Origin of the sequence: Cellulophaga fucicola, assembly GCF_900119145.1 — a bacterium.
In the GTDB taxonomy this organism is placed as follows: domain Bacteria; phylum Bacteroidota; class Bacteroidia; order Flavobacteriales; family Flavobacteriaceae; genus Cellulophaga; species Cellulophaga fucicola.
The window spans coordinates 327,272-349,169 of record NZ_FPIY01000002.1 but is presented as its reverse complement, the minus strand read 5'-3'; the positions used below and the strand labels follow the sequence as shown (position 1 = coordinate 349,169).

At 31.6% G+C, this 21,898-nt stretch carries 20 protein-coding genes; 15 read left to right on the top strand and 5 right to left on the bottom strand.

Going from position 1 to position 21,898, the window contains the following annotated elements; translation table 11 throughout:
- Positions 1-64: 64 nt before the first annotated feature.
- The 14 genes from BT107_RS07865 to BT107_RS07800 all read left to right on the top strand — a co-directional run bounded on the left by BT107_RS07865 (position 65) and on the right by BT107_RS07800 (position 15,295).
- Entirely contained in the window at positions 65-826 is a 762-nt protein-coding gene (locus BT107_RS07865; RefSeq protein ID WP_072303241.1) for a hypothetical protein, read from the top strand.
- Positions 827-853: 27 nt separating this feature from the next.
- The gene (locus tag BT107_RS07860) at positions 854-5,845 is read left to right on the top strand and encodes a DUF4132 domain-containing protein (protein ID WP_072303240.1); all 4,992 of its coding nucleotides are present in this window, start codon (positions 854-856) and stop codon (positions 5,843-5,845) included.
- Between the two features lie 123 nt (positions 5,846-5,968).
- On the top strand, positions 5,969-6,385 hold the full coding sequence (locus BT107_RS07855; protein WP_072303239.1) for a hypothetical protein: 417 nt from the start codon (positions 5,969-5,971) through the stop codon (positions 6,383-6,385).
- Positions 6,386-6,502: 117 nt separating this feature from the next.
- Positions 6,503-7,123, top strand: a complete 621-nt coding sequence (locus BT107_RS07850; RefSeq protein ID WP_072303238.1) for a DUF1444 domain-containing protein — start codon at positions 6,503-6,505, stop codon at positions 7,121-7,123.
- An 87-nt stretch (positions 7,124-7,210) separates the two neighbouring features.
- Positions 7,211-7,912, top strand: a complete 702-nt coding sequence (locus BT107_RS07845; RefSeq protein ID WP_139254297.1) for an SH3 domain-containing protein — start codon at positions 7,211-7,213, stop codon at positions 7,910-7,912.
- Positions 7,913-7,940: 28 nt separating this feature from the next.
- Complete coding sequence (locus tag BT107_RS07840) at positions 7,941-8,450, top strand: hypothetical protein (protein WP_072303236.1); 510 nt, start codon at positions 7,941-7,943, stop codon at positions 8,448-8,450.
- Between the two features lie 42 nt (positions 8,451-8,492).
- Positions 8,493-9,725, top strand: coding sequence for a hypothetical protein (locus tag BT107_RS07835; RefSeq protein ID WP_072303235.1), 1,233 nt, complete (start codon positions 8,493-8,495; stop codon positions 9,723-9,725).
- Between the two features lie 8 nt (positions 9,726-9,733).
- Positions 9,734-10,528: an alpha-ketoglutarate-dependent dioxygenase AlkB gene (locus tag BT107_RS07830; protein WP_072303234.1), complete on the top strand. Its 795-nt coding sequence runs from the start codon at positions 9,734-9,736 to the stop codon at positions 10,526-10,528.
- A 4-nt stretch (positions 10,529-10,532) separates the two neighbouring features.
- Complete coding sequence (locus BT107_RS07825) at positions 10,533-11,036, top strand: endonuclease V (protein WP_072303233.1); 504 nt, start codon at positions 10,533-10,535, stop codon at positions 11,034-11,036.
- A gap of 114 nt (positions 11,037-11,150) precedes the next feature.
- Positions 11,151-11,669 (top strand): hypothetical protein, encoded by a 519-nt coding sequence (locus BT107_RS07820; protein ID WP_072303232.1) that lies wholly within the window; start codon positions 11,151-11,153, stop codon positions 11,667-11,669.
- A 14-nt stretch (positions 11,670-11,683) separates the two neighbouring features.
- Complete coding sequence (locus tag BT107_RS07815) at positions 11,684-12,196, top strand: hypothetical protein (RefSeq protein ID WP_072303231.1); 513 nt, start codon at positions 11,684-11,686, stop codon at positions 12,194-12,196.
- Between the two features lie 19 nt (positions 12,197-12,215).
- The gene (locus tag BT107_RS07810; protein ID WP_072303230.1) at positions 12,216-12,614 is read left to right on the top strand and encodes a hypothetical protein; all 399 of its coding nucleotides are present in this window, start codon (positions 12,216-12,218) and stop codon (positions 12,612-12,614) included.
- A 31-nt stretch (positions 12,615-12,645) separates the two neighbouring features.
- Complete coding sequence (locus BT107_RS07805; protein ID WP_072303229.1) at positions 12,646-13,524, top strand: hypothetical protein; 879 nt, start codon at positions 12,646-12,648, stop codon at positions 13,522-13,524.
- A 31-nt stretch (positions 13,525-13,555) separates the two neighbouring features.
- Positions 13,556-15,295: a leucine-rich repeat domain-containing protein gene (locus BT107_RS07800; RefSeq protein ID WP_072303228.1), complete on the top strand. Its 1,740-nt coding sequence runs from the start codon at positions 13,556-13,558 to the stop codon at positions 15,293-15,295.
- A gap of 83 nt (positions 15,296-15,378) precedes the next feature.
- On the opposite strand, the gene BT107_RS07795 is transcribed toward BT107_RS07800, so the two are convergent.
- Positions 15,379-15,963 carry a hypothetical protein gene (locus tag BT107_RS07795; RefSeq protein ID WP_072303227.1) on the bottom strand — a complete coding sequence of 195 codons (585 nt, stop codon included), beginning with the start codon at positions 15,961-15,963 and terminating at the stop codon, positions 15,379-15,381.
- A gap of 128 nt (positions 15,964-16,091) precedes the next feature.
- A complete protein-coding gene (locus tag BT107_RS07790; RefSeq protein WP_072303782.1) occupies positions 16,092-17,108 on the bottom strand; it encodes an LLM class flavin-dependent oxidoreductase in 1,017 nt (338 codons plus the stop codon).
- A gap of 343 nt (positions 17,109-17,451) precedes the next feature.
- On the opposite strand from BT107_RS07790, the gene BT107_RS07785 reads away from it, so the two are divergent.
- Positions 17,452-18,036, top strand: coding sequence for a DUF4494 domain-containing protein (locus tag BT107_RS07785; RefSeq protein ID WP_072303226.1), 585 nt, complete (start codon positions 17,452-17,454; stop codon positions 18,034-18,036).
- Positions 18,037-18,122: 86 nt separating this feature from the next.
- Here BT107_RS07785 and BT107_RS07780 read toward each other — a convergent pair whose 3' ends face one another.
- Genes BT107_RS07780 through BT107_RS07770 form a run of 3 tightly spaced genes read right to left on the bottom strand, consistent with a single transcriptional unit; the run spans position 18,123 to position 21,841 of the window.
- A complete protein-coding gene (locus BT107_RS07780; protein WP_072303225.1) occupies positions 18,123-20,138 on the bottom strand; it encodes a M3 family metallopeptidase in 2,016 nt (671 codons plus the stop codon).
- A 57-nt stretch (positions 20,139-20,195) separates the two neighbouring features.
- Positions 20,196-20,684: a 5-(carboxyamino)imidazole ribonucleotide mutase gene (gene purE / locus BT107_RS07775; RefSeq protein WP_072303224.1), complete on the bottom strand. Its 489-nt coding sequence runs from the start codon at positions 20,682-20,684 to the stop codon at positions 20,196-20,198.
- A 2-nt stretch (positions 20,685-20,686) separates the two neighbouring features.
- On the bottom strand, positions 20,687-21,841 hold the full coding sequence (locus BT107_RS07770) for a 5-(carboxyamino)imidazole ribonucleotide synthase (protein WP_072303223.1): 1,155 nt from the start codon (positions 21,839-21,841) through the stop codon (positions 20,687-20,689).
- Positions 21,842-21,898 lie beyond the last annotated feature (57 nt).

The following is a 21,898-nucleotide window of genomic DNA, read 5'->3' as shown; positions in this document are numbered from 1 at the left end:
TTTTAAATTGCAAAAGAATTTACGCCTGTATAAAATAAGATAAAAAGGTTTCTGTTTATAAGATATGCATACAATACACACTTTAAAAATTAGGAAAAAAAGGTGCTCATTAGTTGTAATTGGTATACTATTTAGTGTAGTTTCTCTTAGTGCGCAGAAAATAAGTGCACAAGTAGATTCTGTGCTATTTGAATTAAATAATTTTAAAATAACAACAAAGAAAGCAACAGCTATGGGAGCTGTATTGTATGATGCAAAAACTGACAGTATCAACTTTTTTACTAAAAATAAACTAGAGTCTAATAAATGCGAGGTTTTCTATTATTCGTATTACAATCCGCTTTCACTTGTTGGACCTTTTTATAGTTACGAATATGGTGTTAATAGTAGAGAAGCGTGTGGTCCTATGGGGAACTCTTTAGGGGTAATAACACTAGATTTGCGTACAATGCAAAATGTTACACTGCAAGATATTTTTACAAAAGAATCTCTTTTAAAGGCATTAAAAAATGATTCTTGGATTAAAGAGTTGGCACAGTTAAATAATATTACTATTTCAGAAATTAAAACTTATAAAGCATTCCTTTATTTTTTAAGTGAAGCAGCATCAATGCAATTTTTAACACACAGTTTTACTGTGCTAGATTATAATAGCGCTACTAATGAAGCACAGGTGCGTTTTGTTGCTCAAGAATATATAGGATATGATCACAATAAACATTTTCAACTAGGACTTACACTACAGCCAAAAGAAGATCTTAAAGAGGTTTTTAAAAGTCAAATAGATTTTAAATTAGGAGCCTACAAAAACGGACTAATAAAATAAAAAATACATCAAAAGAATAACATAATTATGATTCCATTTGAAAAAGCACAAGAGTATATAAAAAAGCACCAAAAGGCAGCATTAAAAGATGAAGATTTAGAGGGGTTTTCGTATCCATATGAGGTACTAGGGCAAATATTAGCAAATTTGCTTAATCCACGAATGAATCACGAAACAATAACTATTTTTTCTAATGCTTTTGATGATGCAGTTACGGTTAACCCTTGGACAACAGATGAAGGTTTTCGTTTAGGGGTTTTATTGTACGGAGAAGTACAAGCTCCATATTTAGCTGCTATGTGGAGCTTATTCGATTATTTACCATATCAGAATGGCTATAGCAGAAGAGCTTTTAGGGCAAAAGTAAACACAAATCATTTACACAATAAATTAGATTACTTTAGAACTTTTTTGGCTTTTAGTCGTAAAGGTTTTGGAGCGTTGTCTTTAGTAGAGCAGTTTCAATATAGTACATATTTTGATCACAAAAACAGTTATTTTTTTGGTACGGTATTACAATATAAAACAGAGTTAGTTATAGATGTTGTTAAAGACATTATACAAGCTGAAGATGAAATTGGAGGTGTAAGTAGAGATATTATAAAAGGGTTGTTGTTAACTCAGAAAGAAGAGAATTGGGAATTAGTTTCTAAGTTATTATTGGCAGCGCAACGGCAAGAAGGATTAAGACAAACTATTTTAGAGTCCTTAGATTCTACCAGTCACGGTGCATTAAAATATATGATTGGAGTTATTCTAGAGAACGATTTAACACGCTTTAGTAGTGTAGTTAGAGCTGTAGATACTTGGTTTGGTTTTGGTTGGGAAGCACCTAAAAAGGCAACAATAAGAAGAGTTTTAGAATTGAGTGAGGCTTATATTTTAAACCTAAAAGATATAGACGTATTACTTACTAGCAAAGATAATTTAGAGGTTTATGTAGGTCTTTGGGCAATTGGTTTAGTAGATGTAGATGTTGCAAACAAAAAGGCATTAGAACTGGTATATGCAACAGATAAATTAGAGAAAAAATTACTAGGACTTTACTTTGTTAATCAGACCCAACGAACACACGAATCTATTGTAGAGTATTATAAAAAAGAATTGGGTAATAACCCAGCTTTAGATTATTGGCTAAGCTTAAGTTTACCTGCTATAAATATAGATAATAAGCTTTTTGTACAAATACAAAAAGTTGCAGAATCTTTGCCAAAAGATGGTAAATGCTATGAGGGTATGGTTTTCTCTTGGCATAGTTTTACAATTACACCAAATTATTTCTATGATTTAATTATAGAAAAAGCATCGGAAGAGCAGTTACTATTGCTATCAGATCAATTAGCAAAATTGCCAACTGGGGTAAGAGAAAGATATATGAGGAAAGTGTTTCCAAATCATTTTACATATTCTTATGGGTATAACTACGGAAACACAAAACCAACTCAATTAATTTTATCAGAGAATTCTTGGCGTAGAAAATTAGCACACCAAGCTATTAAAGATAGGAGTGAGTCTGTAATGTCTACGGGTATACAGGTTTTTCATCATATGCCTTTGCACCAAGAAGATTTAGATGTTGTAGAAGATCTTTTTACTAGAAAAAATAAAAGTCTACGATCTGGATTAATGAAGTTGATAATTAAACAGCCAGAAACTACATTTAAAACAAGTACACAAAATTTAATAACAGCTAAAAATGTAGACCAACGTTTAGCAGCTCTAGAAATACTAACATTAGTACAAGACGTAGAACAATATCCAGAATTTATAAAAGAGCAGGTTACCTTATACAAGGAACGTCCAAAATTTACTAAAAACGAGAGTGTATTTTTAGAGAAGTTTTGTAAAACAAAAATTGGGTATTCTTACAGTAATGGTTTTGGAGAGGTAGATTACGCTAACTTATCTCCATTATATACGCCACAAGTTAGGTTTAATGATAATAAAGGTTTTTTTAATAAGCTAGGTATTACCACAGGGAGTTTTAAGTTTAGAGATTTTGTAGATGAACGTAAAATAGTAACTGCAATTAATAACCTAATAACACTTGTGCACGAGCATAGAAATCACGAATACCAATTTGAGGCTTATGATGGTGAAACAGGTACAACCTTAATAGCGAATGGTATTCATGACATAAAAAGAATTCAAGAAATAGTTACTCCAGAAGTACATCTACAAAATTTACCCTTAGCAGATCTATGGATAAAATGGTATGAAGAGAGTAATCTTAACGATTTTGAAATGTATTTTGCTATTCGTTATATAAACAGAATTAATGCTCCTTATGGTAATTATGAAAAGTTAGAAGAGTATACTAAACAATATGTTCCAGATTTAACTCAGATAAAATTAGACACTACAGATCGTAGTTACTACAGTACTAATACCAAGTACACAACAATTTTAAAACGTTTGTATAATGTTAATGCAGATAGAGCAGCTGTATTTAGCTTTAAATTAGATTTATGGGAAGATGTCATTGCTAACTTTCCAGAGAAACTAAAAACAACTAAATTTTCTTATAATAGAAGTTATAGGTACGATGATTATCACTGGATTAATGTTATTGATGGTTTAGTTTGCATAATAAATGAAGAAGATTTAAAACAGTTTGCAGATGAAGCACAGTTAAAGAAATTTTGGGATATAAAAATGTTTTTAGGAGCGCAATATATTGGGTATCCAAAACCAATAACAGATATAAAAGACATTACAGAGAAGAGAGTAATAGATAGAGGTTTGGTATTGCCATTCATAGATATTTCTTTGGTATTATATCAAAAAAATCTAATTACTAAAGACGATCTTCTTTTTCAAGCACTAAACTCATCAGAGTTAATGTCTATTTTAGATGGTGCACAAAACTACAGAATACGCAATGGTAATTTAGATGTAAGCTTAGTTCCTAAAGGTGTTTTTAACGATTTAAAAACAAATATTCTTTCGGTAGAATTAGAACGTGGAGATTTAGCTACAGATGCATCAGAATATATTTCTAGTCTTAGTAAGGTAGAGGGTGTAGACTATGTTTTTAAAGTATTACAACGTATGGGTAAAGATACTTTTGAGCGTGGTTATAGTTATTATGGCGATACTAAAAAATCTAAGTTTAGTGCTATTTTAAAAAAGAGTGTACTTAAAGAAACAGAAAGTTATTCAGATTTTGCGGCACTTGCAGATGAAACTAAAATTCCTAAAAAACGATTGGTAGAACTGGCTTGCTACGCAACGCAATGGGCAGGTTTTGTTGGCGAATATCTAGGGTTAGAGAAGTTAGAAGATGCAGTTTGGTGGTTTCAAGCGCATGCATCAGATTATATGAGTGGCGAAAAGGAAACTATAATTTCTAGGTATTCTAATATTCCAAAGTCCGACTTTGCAATTGGTGCAATAGATATAGATTGGTTTAATAAAGTATACAAAAGTATAGGTAAAGCCAATTGGAAAATTTTGCATGATGCTGCCAAATATATTACAGATGGTAATGGGCACAGACAAGTAAAATTATACTCTAGTGTAATGTTGGGTGAGGTAAAAATTACCGAAACCTTAAAGAAAATTACAGAGAAAAGAGATAAAGACTATGTACGTGCACTAGGGTTAATTCCGCTTAGTAAAACCATTCCAGAAAAAGATTTATTAAAGCGCTACAACTTGTTGCAACAGTTTTTAAAAGAAAGTAAGCAATTTGGTGCACAACGTCAAGAGAGCGAGAAAAATGCTGTAGAAATTGCGTTAGACAACCTGTCTAGGAACGCAGGTTTCCAGGACCGCGTACGCTTTAGCTGGGCTATGGAGAGTAAAGCAACATTAGCTATAATGGAAAATGCCGTACTCACCTTTGAAGATGCAGTTATAGAATTGGTAATTACAGATGAAGGTAAAACAGACATTATAGTTACCAAAGGCAATAAAAAGCAAAAGTCTATACCTGCTAAGTATAAAAAAGACAAGCAAGTATTAGCTTTAAAAGAAGGCAAATCTTATTTATCTAAACAATACAGTAGAACTCGTTTATCTCTAGAAAATGCTATGGTAAACGAAGATAAGTTTACCGCAGCAGAGATACACAAAATAATGCAGCACCCAATTGTAAAGGTTATGCTTAGCAAATTGGTGTTGTTTTCTCCAGAAAAAGAAATTTCTGGTTTTTATGCAGACGGTGTACTAACAGACACACAAGGTAAAAAACATCATTTACAAGAAGACGATGTTTTGGTCATTGCACATCCATCTCACTTATACAAAGCCGTACAGTGGGATTTGTACCAAAAACACCTATTTGCAGAGCGCTTAATACAACCATTTAAACAAGTTTTTAGAGAACTGTACTTGGTTACTAAAGACGAGCTAGAGCTTGGCGCAAAGTCAGAGCGTTACCAAGGACACCAAATACAGCCACAAAAAACGGTAGCCTTATTACGCGGTCGTGGCTGGACGGTTAGCCATGAAGACGGATTGCAAAAAGTATATCATAAACTAGGATTTATGGCAACTATGTACGCAATGGCAGATTGGTTTTCGCCAGCAGATATAGAAGCACCTACCTTAGAACATATTGTGTTTTATTCACTAGAAAATTACAAGCCAATACCTTTAAAAGATGTGCCTTCGGTAGTTTTTAGCGAAATTATGAGAGACATAGACCTAGTGGTAAGTGTTGCTCACGTAGGTGGTGTAGACCCAGAAGCTAGCCATAGTACAATGCAAATGCGTGCTGTTCTAGCAACCGAGTCTGCACAGCTGTTTAAACTCAAAAACATTACGGTTAAAGAGCGCCACATATTGGTAGCAGGTACTTTGGGCGAGTATAGTATACATTTAGGAAGCGGACAAGTAAGTAAAAACGGCTTGCAATTATCAATAATTCCGGTTCACAGTCAGCACAGAGGCCGTATGTTTTTACCCTTTGTAGACGACGATCCAAAATCAGCAGAAATTATTTCTAAAATGAAACTTTTATCAGAAGACAACAAAATACAAGATCCAACCATTTTAGCACAAATAAATAGCTAATTTATAAAATAATAAGGGCGTTCCCCACTTAAGGTGGGGCGGGCTTTTGTTGCAAGTCCTCGTGCTATCGCACTTTGGGCTTTACACGCCAATCCCTAACGCACCAAAAAACAAAATGCACATATGCCACAACTAACACTACAACTTAAAAGACTAGGTAAAAAAAAGGTAAAACAAATACCATTAACGCTAGAAACTACTCCAAAAAACCTGCAAGAGTTATTGGTAGGTTGTGTAAAAAACCAAGTAGAGGCTTTTAATAAAAAAAGAATAGAAGTTAATGTAGTTGGTTTTTTAAGTCCAGCAGAAATACAAGACCAAGCCCAGAGAGGTAAAGTAGATTTTGGCGACTTAGCAAATAAAGATTTAGCTGTAGAACAAGAGGCTATAGATAATGTAATACTAGCTTTTAAAGACGGATTATTTGTGGTTTTTGTAGATGGTGATGAAGTTACCACCTTGGAAACTCCCTTAGTCTTGACGGAAGAAAGTGTAATTGCTTTTATACGTATGACGTTTTTAGTGGGCACTTACTGGTAGTTTTTTATGGACTAAAACTATGTAAACCACTAAATCTTTAAATGGCTGAATACAGGGATAAAATTGGTCATATACTCTTATACATTTGTATTAAATTAATTACACATCACTATACTTATGACAGATCAAGAAAAAAAACAATATTTAGCAGAAATAGACCAAGACGTGCAAAAAGCTGTAGATGGAGAATATAAACTTTATCCTGTACTACAACCAGCAAGTTGGCCAGGTGTTAAAAATGGAGCACTCTATAATGTAGAAGTTCTTGAAGATAATGATGATGATAAAATTCCTTTAGTTGTTAAATCTTATGCCGTAGAAACGCCAAATGGTTTGGTATATCTATCAAAGAAACATAAAGATTTTTTTGGAAATAGAAACTTATATCAAGAAGCTAGCGACAACTTAGACGATCTTGAACAAGGATTTAAGTTTGAAAAAGAATTTGATAATAAAGTGTTGAGTTCAAATGGAACTCGATTTTCTAATGAAAGAGCTCTTAGTTATACACAGATGCGTATGGCTCATGATTTTTTAGAGTCAGAAGAATTATTTGTATCTATACCTAGACGTGGTAATATACTTATTATTCCTAAAGATTCGGACAAAGAGCTGTTAGATATGTTTTTATACGTACATAGACATAATTGGAACGATAAAACTAACCACAATGCGCATATCGCTAATATACTTTTATACATAAAAAGTGGTAATAGTGAAGGAATCGTATATCTATAAATCTAAACGCTATGTTGTAAGTTTGGCAACGTCTTTTATTCATAATAGATAATGATATCAAGGGCTTCAATTCAAAACATTGAAACAATGAACAGCGCAGGTCTTAAAACTACAACGGGTAATTCCTCAAAAGAAATAAGTGACAAGAATTCGTTCTTTGTCATCAATATTTTTGGTGCTAAACTTTATGAAAAACCTTCGTTAGGTTCAAAATTGATAACGCGCATTACAGTTGGAGAAAGAATTGTTGCAGAGAAAATTGTTGAAACAAAACAATCTATACACATTGGTGAAGGTTTACAACTTCAAGGGGATTTTATAAAAGTGAAAAATCAATTCTATTCTGGGTTTATTCATAGTTCCGACTTAACAACATTTAGACCTCAATTAGAGTCTATTTACGATGATATTATGATTCCAAATTTTAAAGGAAAAATAATACATAAAACAACGGATAAGAGAATTGAAAAATTTAACAATAAGCCATTTGAAATTATAGAGGATATAACAATCTATAACCATATCATTCATACCTACACAGATTTTAATGATTGTTTTGAGAATACTTACCTATATAAGTATATGACATTACATGAAGTCTATCACCAATTACCAGTGCATGACCCTAAAATTGATATCACTTTAAAAGGAAATTTTATTCTAATGCCTGAGTTTATAGAAAAGAAAGACAACAAATACATTTTTAAAGGCATAGGAATAACACGCAGTATCGCAATTATTGAAAATCAAGACGGTCTGCTTTTAATAGCGTTACTAGACTGTCCGTAAAGAACTTTATTCAATTTTAAAAAAGGTAATGAGAAAAATAGCAATATTAGTGCTTCTTGTTTTAAATTTAGGATGCGCCAAACATAAGGTAAAGCTTCCTAAGGCTTCAGAAATCACTGTAAAATATAGGGTTTTAGATGAGGAAATAAGTCCTAATAATGTAAATTGCGCTAACAAAGTTGTTCCATATTTACAAATGAAGGACCACGATTGTTCATTTAAAATAGAAGAATTTGAGTTTGATATTGAACGTAAATATGTACTTAACAAGAATGGAAGTTTAAAAGAGTACTGGCGATACTTGGCAGAAGGACCATTAACCTATTCTATGCAGCAACTAAATGGCGATCTAAAATTTAAGTCATTTGAAGAACTAAGTAATTTTAATATAAAAATAGCTGAAGATAGAACAGCAATTGTAGATAACAATACCATTTTTAAAATTGAAAGAATTTTTGAAAAAGAAAAGCTAATTTTAATTGAAAAAGGAAGCAAAAATATTTTAGGAGGTAGAAGAATTTTGTATGCTTATGAGTAAATCAATTTTTAAATTAAGAACAACTACTAGATTTTTTAAGTAATGAATACATTAAACTTTGAGAACAGAATAGCAACAACTAAAAATATTTTAATAAACTTATCTAATATAAATAATGCTTCAGGTGATTTACAGTATCTAGTAGATAATTTTTGTGGTACAGTTGTAAAAAATATGTTAGAAATTCCTAATGATAATTCTGAGCTTAGAATTTATGCAATTGGTGATATCAAACAAATAGAAAAAGAAGAACGCGGTATTCTTGTAATTAGCGATTTCTCTATTAATTATGAGGGGCTAATTAAAGCTAATTTTAAAATAGTAAAATTAGGTCAGGTTCCTATAAATATCCATAATTCTGGAGTGTATTATAGAGAACTTTTTACTGGTGAAAATTATTTTTCAAAAATAAAAGCAGAGCACACTTTTCAGTATTTAACAGAGGGTAATAAAGATACCAAAGCCTTAAGAAAAGGAATATACTTAACTAAGGTTGTTAAGGACGAAAAGGAACGTAATAAGGAGCAATTTCATTTTCGTTTGTTAAGATGTTCTACTAATTTAACTGGGCCAACAGATAATTTTAGAAATACAGATACAGCTATAGTAAATACATTAAATGAAGCCGTTAAATTCGATTTTGAAAAGGAAACAGAACTGAATCACGTTTTAGCTCAGATTTACGAAAATAAAAAGAAAGATGAGGTGAATGCAAAAGACGTTAAAGCAAAAATTGGTGCACACTCAGATAAAACTAAAGATATGCCTAAAGAAGGGCTTATTGCCTTTTGTACCTTTTACGATAACGTAAATTTTGAGAATTTAGAGCCTTCAAAAACAGATAGGTTCGACTGGTGTTATAAGAAATCTAGCGGGTTAACTAGACTTCATTTTAAATTAAAAAAAACAGTGAGTAATGACTCTTTAGAAAAAGAGTTTAGTGTTACGTTGTATCCAAATTCAGTATTTTTAATTCCGCTTTCTACAAACAGATTGTATACCCATGAAATAAGACCTTCTGTATTAAATGTAGATAAAATACCGGTAAGAATGGGGTATGTAATTCGTTGTTCTAATCTAGAAGCTTTATATGTAAACAAAGAGACATATATAAAAGAGAAAGGTAAATTGGTAAAGTTGGAAGAAATGACGAATGCTACAATGGATAATTTAAGAGACTCTTACTATAAGGAGAACAAATTAGAAACGGTTGTAGATTATGGTAAAGTTCACTTTAGTATGAATTCTGGAGACTATAAAAAACCAATTTATTAGTTTAAATTATGAAAGATCAATTGGGTTTTTATAAAATAACACTTCCTATTAAAAATAATTTGTTCAATAGTTTGTCTAAGTCAGTTTCATTTATAGCTACAGGCAAAGGTAGGCTAGGCAATAACTTGGTTTGTGTAAATGATAAAGGAATTCCTATTGTTAGAACTACAACAAATTATAAAGAGCCTGCGTTTCAGTTTTCATCAACTCATCACAATCTTGTAGAACAAATAGAGAATACAGTAGAAAGTAGTAATCTAAAAGTTACAGCTCCATTACATTTTAATAATGCATTAATAGAGATGTACAGTAAGAGTTATAAAAAAATGAAGTATCACTCGGATCAGGCTTTAGACTTAAAAGAAGGTTCTTATATTGCTCTTTTTTCTTGCTATAAAAATTTAGGAGAGCAAAGCATAAGAACACTAAAAATTAAGAACAAAAATACTGAAGAAGAATCTGAAATAAAACTAACTCACAACTCTGTTATCTTGTTTTCAACAGCAACAAATGCAAAGTTTTCGCATAAAATTATTCTAGAAGAATCATCAAGTAAAGAAGAGAGTCAGGAAGATTGTAAATGGTTAGGGATTACTTTTAGAACTTCAAAAACATATATTCAGTTTAAAAATAATATTCCCTATTTTTTAGATGGCAGTATAGTAGAATTGGCAAATGAAACTCAAGAGAAAGAATTTTTTAAGCTAAGAGGAGAAGAGAATAAGGGTGTAAATTTCTTATATCCCAAACTAAATTATACCCTTAGTATGGCAGACACATTAGAACCAAAAAAAGACAATTAATATTATGATTTTAGCCTTTGATACTTATTACTATGATAATAAAGCAAAAACAGTAGGTGTTAGCTTTAATAATTGGTTAGATGATACTGTCCTTGAAATAAAGGAAGAAATTATTGAAGATGTGCCGGACTATGAGCCAGGTGCATTTTATAAAAGAGAATTACCTTGTATTATAAGTTTGCTTAAACAGTATAACTTAGAAGATGTGGAGTTAATAATAGTAGATAGTTATGTTTTACTAGATGATGATGGTAAGCTAGGTTTGGGAGGTTATTTGTATAATAGTTTAGAGCAAAAGATTCCTGTTGTAGGTGTTGCAAAATCTAGTTTTCATTTAAATAAAACTAATAGCAAGCCTCTTTTAAGAGGAGATAGTATAAAACCACTTTACATCTCTGCTATTGGTATAAGTTTAGATAAGGCTTATAAGTTGGTAAAATCTATGCACGGTAATTACAGAATGCCAACTTTATTACAAATTTTAGATACTAAGACAAAAGAGAGGTAATTGCACTATTATTCTGTGTTTTAGAGTTTTCAAAAAACAATACCCCTGAAAAGAGGGAGTTTTATAACAATCTATTGCAGTAAATTGCGGTCAATTAATTGATGTACAATTGTTATGATAAAGTATAAAGTTGTTTTAATGTTTTTGTTTGTAAGCCTTGTTTCTGCGCAACAAAAACAAAAAGAAGTTTCTACAAAAGATATAAAAAAGGTTTGGGACACTTTTTTATCAGCCTTAAAAACAAAAGATACAATAGCGTTTAAACAATTAGTAGCGCCAAAAATTCGTTGTTATTATTGTCTGGAAAATACACTAGAAGAACAAGAAAAAATGGCTTCTTCTAGAGATAATGATAAGGATTGGTATGCTAAAATTTATGAGCAAGATATTTATATTCCTGTTGCTAAATTTTTGGCAGAAGATTACGATATAATTTTTACACATAACTTTATTGGGCTTTTAATAGAAAGTGAAACTATTTATGTATACCACGTTAGTGAGGGTGTAGGTTATATGGAAGTTTTGGTAACTACAACTAAGCCTACGCTTTTACATGAAGGTGGTCAGCATACTTTTCAGTTTGTAAAGTTACATAACCGTTGGGTTTTAAATGATATTGGTTCTATACCTTAAAACAAAATAAATATATGGTAGAAATAAAATCTTTAATACTAGCAATAATATGTTTTTTTACACAAGAGCAAATACCTGTAATAAGTACAGATGTTACATTGTTTTTAGATGTAACAGAGAAGACAATTACAATAGAACAGCATAATTTATCAACTATAAAAGAGGAAGAACAAAATGCAATTAAAGGGTTAAAGGCTGTTGAAAATAAAACAGATTTAGTTGCCTCTATGCAAAATGTAACTTTAATTTCTAAAGAGATTTTTGTGAAGAATAATGAATTAAACGCAAAAATTAAACTGAGTTATACATCTATAAAAGATATTGCAGATTTAGGCTTTAGTTTAAATACAGATGGTACGTACAGTTATTTTAAAAGCAATACTATAGAATTGCTAACAGACAATGGTATAGAAAAAGAAGATGAGTTTATTTTTAAAGCAGATAAGAATATAAAATTTAAGGTAACACCTAAGCTATATAAAGACGTAAAATTAATTTCTTTAGCGCCTGCATGGTCTGTTAAATAATATGTAAAAATTATTAAAGATGAGTGAAACAAATGAAAACATATTGCCAGAATTAAGCAAAATTCCAGAAGATAAACTAACAGTTATTTTAAATGAGTATATAGCTTTAATGGGAACAACTAAATATGTGCAATACATTTTTTTAGCTATAGGTGCCATTGTATTGTTCTATAACATTTTTATTGCGGGCAATACATACACTTATTCAGAATACAATAATATAAAGTTGATAATGCTTGTAGTTGCCTGTTTATTTGGAGGCGGATTAATTTTATTTGGTATTGTGTTTTATACCAAACAGCTAAGGGTAAGAGGTAATTTAAAAGAGATAGCAGAAAAACAAAAATTAGACTTTAAAAAAGTACATAAAGAATTTAATGTATTGGTAAAAGACAATTTTGGAGGATACCCAATTTAATTAATACATATATAATATAAATACTACCAATATGAAAAATAATATAATACGCCTGTTTGCAATAAGTACTATTGTAGCAGCAACATCTTGTAATTTTAATAAATCTATAAACAAAGATTTTGCTACTGGTTTAAAGACCACTGGAGATGGTATTAGCGCATCTAGCGTAGATATTACCGTAAATAATGAAGAAGCAAGTAGTGACAAGTATACTTACGGTCAAACAATTGTAACTACATTTAACGACATAGATGGTTTTACAGTAGAAGACGGAAAATATTTTCCTAAAATGGCCGTAGCTATGGTTTCTAAAAAAGGAGATACAGTTTTTGCAAATTCAGACTTATTACCAAACTCAGCTTCGGGTTTAAGTTCAATTAAAAGACAATTAAAAGGTCAGGTAATTTTAGCAAATCCAATTTTATCTGGAGATACGTACAATTTAATTTATACAATTAGTGATTTAAAAGGAGATGGTGTGTTTGTTTCTAAAATGCCAGTAGAATTAATTAAAGATTCTAATATTAAAATTTCTTCCGAAAAACTGGGCTATTCAGAGGGTTATATCATGTCTGCGACCCATAAGTCTGTGATTACCAACAGAAAAGTTGGGTTTAATGACAAATTGTTGTTTATATTTGAGGGCCTTAAGGGATTTACTACAAAAGACGGTTTTGTAGAATTGGGGATGACAATGACTGTAGAAGATTATAATGGCACTGTTATTCTAGACCAACCAGATATGTTTTTAAACCAAAAAGCAACTCAAGCACAGGTCTCACAGTCTATACAAGCCTCTTTAGTTTTAACTAAGGGAACATTAGAAAATCCTTTAAAATGGCATATAAAAATTTGGGATAAAAATAGTAAGGCAAAAATTACAGCAGAAACGCTACTAGAGGTAGAGTAATTTTACAAGGCTAAAAAAACACAACTAACCATTGGAAGAATTAATTTTAGAAGCATTATTTCAGGACTTTAAACAAAGAGAAGTTTTGGAGGTATCTCCGTTTGGAGATATCTTTTTTAAAGAAGATGATTTAAAAGGCGGAGAAGTTTATTCTATTTGTCAAATTATGCCGCCTACAAGAGCAAAAAATAATCCTGCACAAAAAGGAGAGTTCATGTTCTTAATTCAGACTGTTGCTTTTGATGAGCTAACGTTTCAAAAATTTTTAAAAGCAGGGACTAAAACCCTTTTTAAAAGATCTACAGAAGAATTAAGATATTCTCATGATGCATTAGTAGATAGGTTTGGTTTAAGAAAAAAATTAAAGAAAGAGCTAGGCAGATTAGGGAGAGATCATATTTATGGGTATTGTACCTTAGACGGACATAATAGTGATAATCCTTTGGCCGAAAAAGTGGAGCTAAATGAGTACCATAAAAAAGTAATGCATTTTTTGAAGAGGTCTTCAAGAAAAATATTTTCAGATATTTGGGAGTTAAATAGTGAGGACGATTTTGGACCTGCTACACAAAAGCTGTATTACGGTTATGGTTTTGAGTTGCCACAACGTATTTTTACTTGTCACAATTTAAAAAGTTTGGCAGTTGCTAACCAGACAATAAAAGATTTGTATCCCGGAATTTTAAAGTTAAAAAACTTAAATGAGCTATCTTTAAATAATGTTAGTTTTATTCCGCCAGATTTAATGAATAACTTGCATAAACTTCCTTATTTAGTTTCTTTAAAATTGTCTAGAGATGGCGATTATTACAGTACGCCTATAGAAGGTTTGCCTCCTAAATTAGAGCAAATTAAAAGCTTAAAATATTTAAATTTTTCAGGTAATAAATATCCTCATTGGTCAGTTTTAGTTAGTCTTACTGGCTTAAAAACCTTAAACCTATCTAATACGGGTTTATCAAGAATATCATCTAGAATAAAATACTTAAATCAGCTAGAGGAGTTAGATTTATCTAATAATGAAATAACAGAATTACCAGAAAGTTTGGTTACTCTTAAAAGGCTTAAAGTACTTAAGTTAAGTAATAACCCATTAGTGAAATTACCTTCTTGGCTGTGTAAAATGAAACAATTGCAAGTTTTAGATCTAGAAGATACTCAGCTTATGGAAATACCCCAGAACTTACCATATTTAAACAACTTAAGCGAGTTAAACTTAAGGAAGAACCAATTTAAAAGTTTACCTGTTACTTTAAAACAAGTGCCAAATAAAGTGCTGTTGTTAGAGCAGAAAAACAAGGCTTTATTTAATAGGGAGGTTCAAAATAAATTATCAGAAATACCTAAGGGCAAATGTTTGTTTAAAGCAGATTTAAACTTTAAATTAATGGTTGTGAATCAATTGATGTATGTAGATGAGGTTTTATTTCCTAAGTTTAATGTGCGCAATTTTGTAAAGAACAACCAAAGTCGTAAAATAGATATAGAAGAAGAAGGGTATAACATAATACCAGAGGTAGCTAATTATTTTAAAAACCTACCAATACCTTTAGAGTTGTTAGTAGATATTGTTGATTTATTGCCAGATGGTGGAGATGAAATATACGGACAATTAACACCTCTTTGGGATGGAGAGGATGATAGGTATGATGTAATGTCTATTGAAGATATTAAGTATTTGCCAAACTTAAAAACAACCAATACAATGAATTTTTCAAGTAAATTGGTGGCGCAGTTAAAAGAAATGAATATAGAAGTAATTGAATATTAATTTTTCTTTTAATTAGCAATTAATACCTATACGGTAATCTGTTCTGTATTTTGTTTTTTAGTTTGATAAGTGTTTCTCATTTTTTACGAGCTACAGTCAGATGTTACTCTGTCTATTACAGTTAAAGTCCACTTTTTATTTATATACGTTAAGTGAAAAATGAGATCTTCATCGTTCTCGTCTATCAAAATTACTCGGTAACTATTCTTTTCTAAAGTACAAGCGCGTTTTAATTCTTTTTGGTACTCGTCGTTAGAAAGTTCATATTTTAAGTTTGTAATAGTATTAGATAAAAGGGTAGGTATTAGTAGTGTGTCGCAATACAAACCTTTTTTAGACCAATTCTCTGTATCACAGCTAAAATCTGGTAGTGTTGTAAAGTTTAATTTGCTGTTAGAAAAAGGTTCCAGATATGGTAAGTAACTTGGCGTAGGGTTATTAAAGTCTATAGAGTTTAGAGTTATATAATTGTCTAAAATACCATAACGTACAATTATTGTTACGCCTATTTCTTTAGAAATAAAACTATTTATGCTATTAGAGTCTTTCTCTTTAAAAGCAGTAACTATATCATTTATAGTTTGCTCTAATAGTATGTTCTTGTTTTGAGCATTACTGTGTAAAGATAAAAGTACTAGTGTGGCAAAATATAAAAATCTACTTTTCATTCTTTATCTTAGGTTCTTATAATTTAGAACAAAAGTAAAGCAACTTCCTAAAAAGGTGTACACTGTTTACCGTGAAATACCTATTTAAAAAATTGCTTTCAAACAAAACAAAAAAACAAAAATTACCTTTATTCCTTTTCCTTATTTATTTCATTCATTATTTCTGCAAATAATTTATAAGATTTAATCCTATCTGCGTGATCGTAAATATTAGTTACCGCTATAAGTTCATCTACTTGTGTTTGTTCTAAAAATTCTTTTACCTGCTTTTTTACAGTTGCTTTGCTCCCTATAAAAGAATATTTTAACATTTGGTCTACAGCAGGGTGTTTAAACATCTGGCGTAAATCATCTGTCATCTCTACGGGGGGCAGCATAAAATCTCTTTGGTTGGTTAACAACCCAACAATTATTTTTAATAAAGAGGTAGATATTTTTTCAGCTTCTTCATCTGTATCTGCCACAATAACATTTACGCCTGCCATAGTGTATGGAGCATCTAAATAATTAGACGGTGTAAACTCTTCATTATAAATTTTAAGTGCGTCGTGTAGCTTTGCAGTAGCAAAATGACTTGCAAAAGCATACGGTAATCCTTTTTTAGAAGACAAGTGCGCACTATCTGTACTAGAGCCTAAAATGTATAAAGGCACATCTACACCTTCTGCAACAGTAGCTCTTACTTTAGAGTTTTTATTCTCTACAGAAAAGTATTGTTGTATTTGGGCAACTTCTTCAGGAAAAGAGTGTGCTGCTTGTGTATGTGTAGCTCGTATAGCATGTGCTGTTTCCGGATCTGTACCAGGTGCTCTACCTAAACCTAAATCTATACGGTTTGGGTATAACAAACCTAGTGTGCCAAATTGCTCAGCTATAATTAATGGCGAATGGTTGGGTAGCATTATGCCGCCAGAACCTATTCGTATTGTTTTTGTGCCTTCTGCAACGTACCCAATTAGTACAGCTGTAGCAGAACTACCAATTGTAATAGAATTATGATGTTCTGCTAACCAAAAACGTTTATATCCAAATTCTTCTGCTTTTTGGGCAAGGTCTACGCTATTTTTAAATGTGGTTTGTAAAGAACTGCCTTTAGATACAATGGCTAATTCTAAAACCGAATATGCTATTTTTTTTGATGACATTTTTCTAATTTTTTTGCTGCTGTTTAAAGAAAACAACAACTTTTTGTGTCCTAATTTGTCGTGCTAAAGCTCTAATCATTACACAAGTTTAATTAGGTGTAAATTACTAGATACAAAGGTACAATTTAGGTATAAATAAGGGTGCTTATTTATGATGTGTTGTGACTAATTTAAGTCAACTTTAGTAAAACAAAAAAGCAAGTAATTAAAATTTAATGAGTCAACTTGCTTGTAATAAGAGTACTATATATTTTAGATTTAAATTGTGAATATCTATTTGTGTAATTGTATTCTAATTTTTTATGTATCGGCTATATTTGGTTTCCCAAAAAAGAGAGAAATTATGAGCGCAACTTGGTACGAATGCAAGGTAAAATATAGAAAAATGAGCGACACTGGAGCTCAAAAAGTAACAACAGAACCTTATTTAGTAGATGCTATTTCTTATACAGAAGCAGAGACTAGAATTAATGAGGAGATGAAAGCTTACATTAGTGACGAGTTTAAAATAACAAACATTAAGGTTGCTAACTTTGCGGAAATTCATCCGTTTGAAAATACAGATCGTTGGTTTAAAAGTAAAGTTTCTTTAATTGCTTTTGATGAAGAAAGTGGAAAAGAACGTAAAACAAATATGTATTTGTTAGTACAAGCTAACGATGTTAAAGAAGCATACGATAATACGGTTGCTGTAATGAAGGATACTATGGGTGATTATACCATACCTGCAATTACGGAGTCTCCTATTATGGATGTTTTTCCTTACTTCTCTGGAGAAGAAGGAGAATTAGATCGTATACATAAATTTAATGAAATTAAAGATTCTGTACCAGAAGTTGAAGAGGTAGAAGAAGCTGTAGATGCAATTTCTGAAGAAGAGTTGCCAGAACCAGTTCTTGTAGATATAGATCTTGATGAAGAAGAATAGAGAGTAGATACCTTTTTAAGAAAACATAAAACCAGGATAACAAACTAAGTTGTTATCCTGGTTTTGTGTTTTAAGACTATTTAGATTTACAATAAACCGGCTCTTTCTAATAGAGCTTCAACTTTAGGTTCTGCACCTCTAAAGCGTTTGTATAATACCATTGGGTTTTCTGTACCTCCTTTAGATAATACATTATCTTTAAATTTAGTAGCAACTTCTTTATTAAAAATTCCTTCTTCTTTAAAATAAGCAAACGCATCAGCATCTAAAACTTCTGCCCACTTATAACTGTAATACCCAGAAGAATATCCTCCTTGAAAAATATGAGAAAAAGCAGTGCTCATACAAGTTTCTGCTGTGCTAGGATATAAATCTGTGCCAGAAAAAGCTTTATCTTCTTGGGCTTTTACGTCTGTAATAGAAGTAGGGTCTACACCGTGCCAAGACATATCTAACAATCCAAAGCTTAACTGACGTAAGGTTTGCATACCTTCTTGAAAAGTTGCAGATTCTTTTATTTTTTGTACCAACTCCATTGGTATAACTTCTCCTGTTTGGTAATGTGTTGCAAAAAGCTCTAAAGCTTCTTTTTCATAACACCAGTTTTCTAAAACTTGACTAGGTAATTCTACAAAATCCCAATATACAGATGTGCCAGATAAACTTGGGTATGTTGTATTTGCTAGCATACCGTGTAGTCCGTGACCAAACTCGTGAAACAAAGTAGTAACCTCGTTAAAAGTTAATAATGATGGTTTTGTGTCTGTAGGTTTTGTAAAGTTGCATACGTTAGAGATATGCGGACGTACATTTTGTCCGTCTTTTATGTATTGTGATTTAAACGATGTCATCCAAGCACCTCCACGTTTGCCTGGTCTTGGGTGAAAATCTGCATAAAATAAAGAAACAAAATTATTATCAGCATCAAATACCTCGTATGTTTTTACATCTTCGTGGTATTTGTCTATCGTAAATACTTCTTTAAATTGTAAATCAAATAATTTCTCTGCTACTTTAAAAACACCTGCAATTACATTTTCAAGTTTAAAGTATGGTTTTAGTATTTCGTCATCTAAGCTAAATAATTTTTGCTTTAGCTTTTCAGAGTAGTATGCACCATCCCATTTTTGTAATTGGTCTATACTGTCTAATTCTTTTGCAAAATCTTCTAGTTGTTTAAACTCACGCTCAGCTGCTGGTTTTGCTTTTTCTAACAATTCATTTAAAAAAGCATGTACTTTTTCTGGCGTTTCTGCCATACGCTCTTCTAATACAAAATTAGCGTGTGTTGCATAACCAAGCAAGTTAGCACGCTCGTGACGTAGCTTTGCTATTTTTAACACGTTTTCTTGGTTGTCTAATTTGTCACCTTTAAAAGATTTGCTGCCAAATGCTAATGATAGTTTTTTACGAAGCTCTCTGTTTTTAGCATACTTCATAAAAGGGATGTAGCTAGGATAGTCTAATGTAATTAGCCAACCGTTTAAGTCTTTAGATTTAGCCATTTGTGCGGCTGCCTCTTTTTCTCCTTCTGGAAAACCATCTACATCTTCCTCATTAGTTAAGTGCATTTTAAAAGCATTGGTTTCTGCCAATACGTTTTCTCCAAATTGTAATTTTAACTTAGCAGATTCTGCATCTATTTCTCTAAGTCTAGTCTTTTTATCTTCAGCTAAATTTGCGCCGTTTCTGCTAAACCCTTTATATCTTTTATCTAGAAGTGTTTGTTGTTCTACTGTTAAGTCTAAACTGTCTTTCTGATTAAATACAGCTTTAACTCTTTTAAATAGCTCTTTGTTTAAAGTAATGTCATTTCCAAATTCAGAAAGCAAAGGAGATACTTCTTGTGCTATTTTCTGAATTTCCTCATTAGTTTCTGCTGAATTTAAATTGAAAAATACACTAGAAATTCGGTCTAACTGCTGACCAGCAAAATCTAAAGCTTCAATAGTATTCGCAAAAGTAGGAGCTTCTGTGTTTTCTGTAATAGCATCTATTTCTGCTCTTGCATCTGTCATTGCCTGTTTAAAAGCAGGCATAAAATGCTCGTTTTTAAGTTTAGAAAAAGGTGCTGTATCAAAAGGGGTTAAAAGTAGATTCATATATTTTAGTACTATTTTAATAATTGAAGATTGTTTGTAAATTGATTTACAATTCTGCTATTTACCGTTTACGGTTTTAGCGCCTTCAATAACTTTTTGTTTTAATCCTTCTTTGTAAAAAATTATTTTATCTAAAACACATTTGTCAGATGCTCCAATAATTTGCGCTGCCAATATGCCAGCGTTTTTTGCACCGTTTAAAGCAACAGTTGCAACAGGTACTCCACCAGGCATTTGTAAAATAGATAATACAGAATCCCAACCATCTATAGAGTTGCTACTTTTTACAGGAACACCAATTACAGGTAACGGAGACATTGATGCTACCATACCAGGTAAATGAGCAGCTCCGCCTGCGCCTGCAATAATTACAGAGTAACCATTTATGTGTGCGTTTTTACTAAAGTCGAATAATTTTTCTGGTGTACGATGTGCAGAAACTATATCTACATCTACTTCAATATCAAAACCTTTTAAAATATCTATTGCGTCTTGCATTACAGGAAGATCACTTGTGCTTCCCATTACTACGGCTACTTTGCTCATAATTATTCGCTTATTACTTTAATTGTATTTTTTACTTGTTCGGCTATTTCACGGGCCTTATCTATGTCTTTATTTACTATAGTTACGTGTCCCATTTTACGAAAAGGCCTCGTTTCCTTTTTTCCGTAAATATGTGGTGTAACACCTTCTAGTTTTAATATGTCTTCCATATTTTGGTATACCACATTACCTGTATAACCTTCTGCACCAACAAGGTTCACCATAATTCCGGCTACCTTACTTTTTGTATCACCCAATGGCAATCCAAGAATTGCGCGTATGTGTTGCTCAAACTGGTTTGTATAGCTAGCTTCTATACTGTAATGTCCGCTATTGTGCGGTCTAGGAGCAACTTCGTTTACTAGAATTTCATCCTCATTGGTTTGGAACATTTCTACAGCCAATAAACCAACGTGTTTTATTTTATCTGCTACTTGTAATGCAATTTCTTGCGCTTTTTGTGCAACAGCGTCTGGTATTCTTGCAGGACAAATTACATATTCTACTTGGTTGGCTTCTGGATGAAACTCCATTTCTACTACAGGATAAGTTTTAACTTCACCTTTACTATTACGGGCAACAATTACAGCAAGCTCATTTTTAAATGGCACCATATCTTCAGCAATACACTCTACATTAGGTAAGCCTTCTAAATCTGAAAAAGTACGAACAACTTTTACACCTTGTCCATCGTACCCAAATTGTGCACATTTCCAAACAAACGGAAATGATAAGCCACCATTTTCTATACTATCTTTAATTTCGCTAGTGTAAGCAAACCTGTGAAACTCTGCAGTAGGGATATTATTATCTACATAGAATAATTTCTGAGTTGCTTTGTTGTGTATAATGCGTAAAGCACTTGTTGGTGGGTATACTTTTGTTCCTTCGTCTTCTAATTTTTCAAGCGCAGAGAGATTTACATTTTCTATTTCAATGGTAAGTACATCTACTGTTTTACCAAAATTGTAAACATCATCAAAATTTAGAAGTTCTCCTTTAACAAATTCGTTGCATGCAATTCTAGAAGGTGCATCGTCTGTAGCCTCTAAAACCTTAGTAAAAATGTCTAGTTTACGAGTTTCGTATAGCATCATTTTTCCTAATTGGCCGCCGCCTAAAATGCCAAGTTTAAAATCTGAAGAAAAAAAGTTCATTTTTTATAATTTTTGCAGTATTGTTAACTTGGTAACAAAAATACACTTAAATCTTAA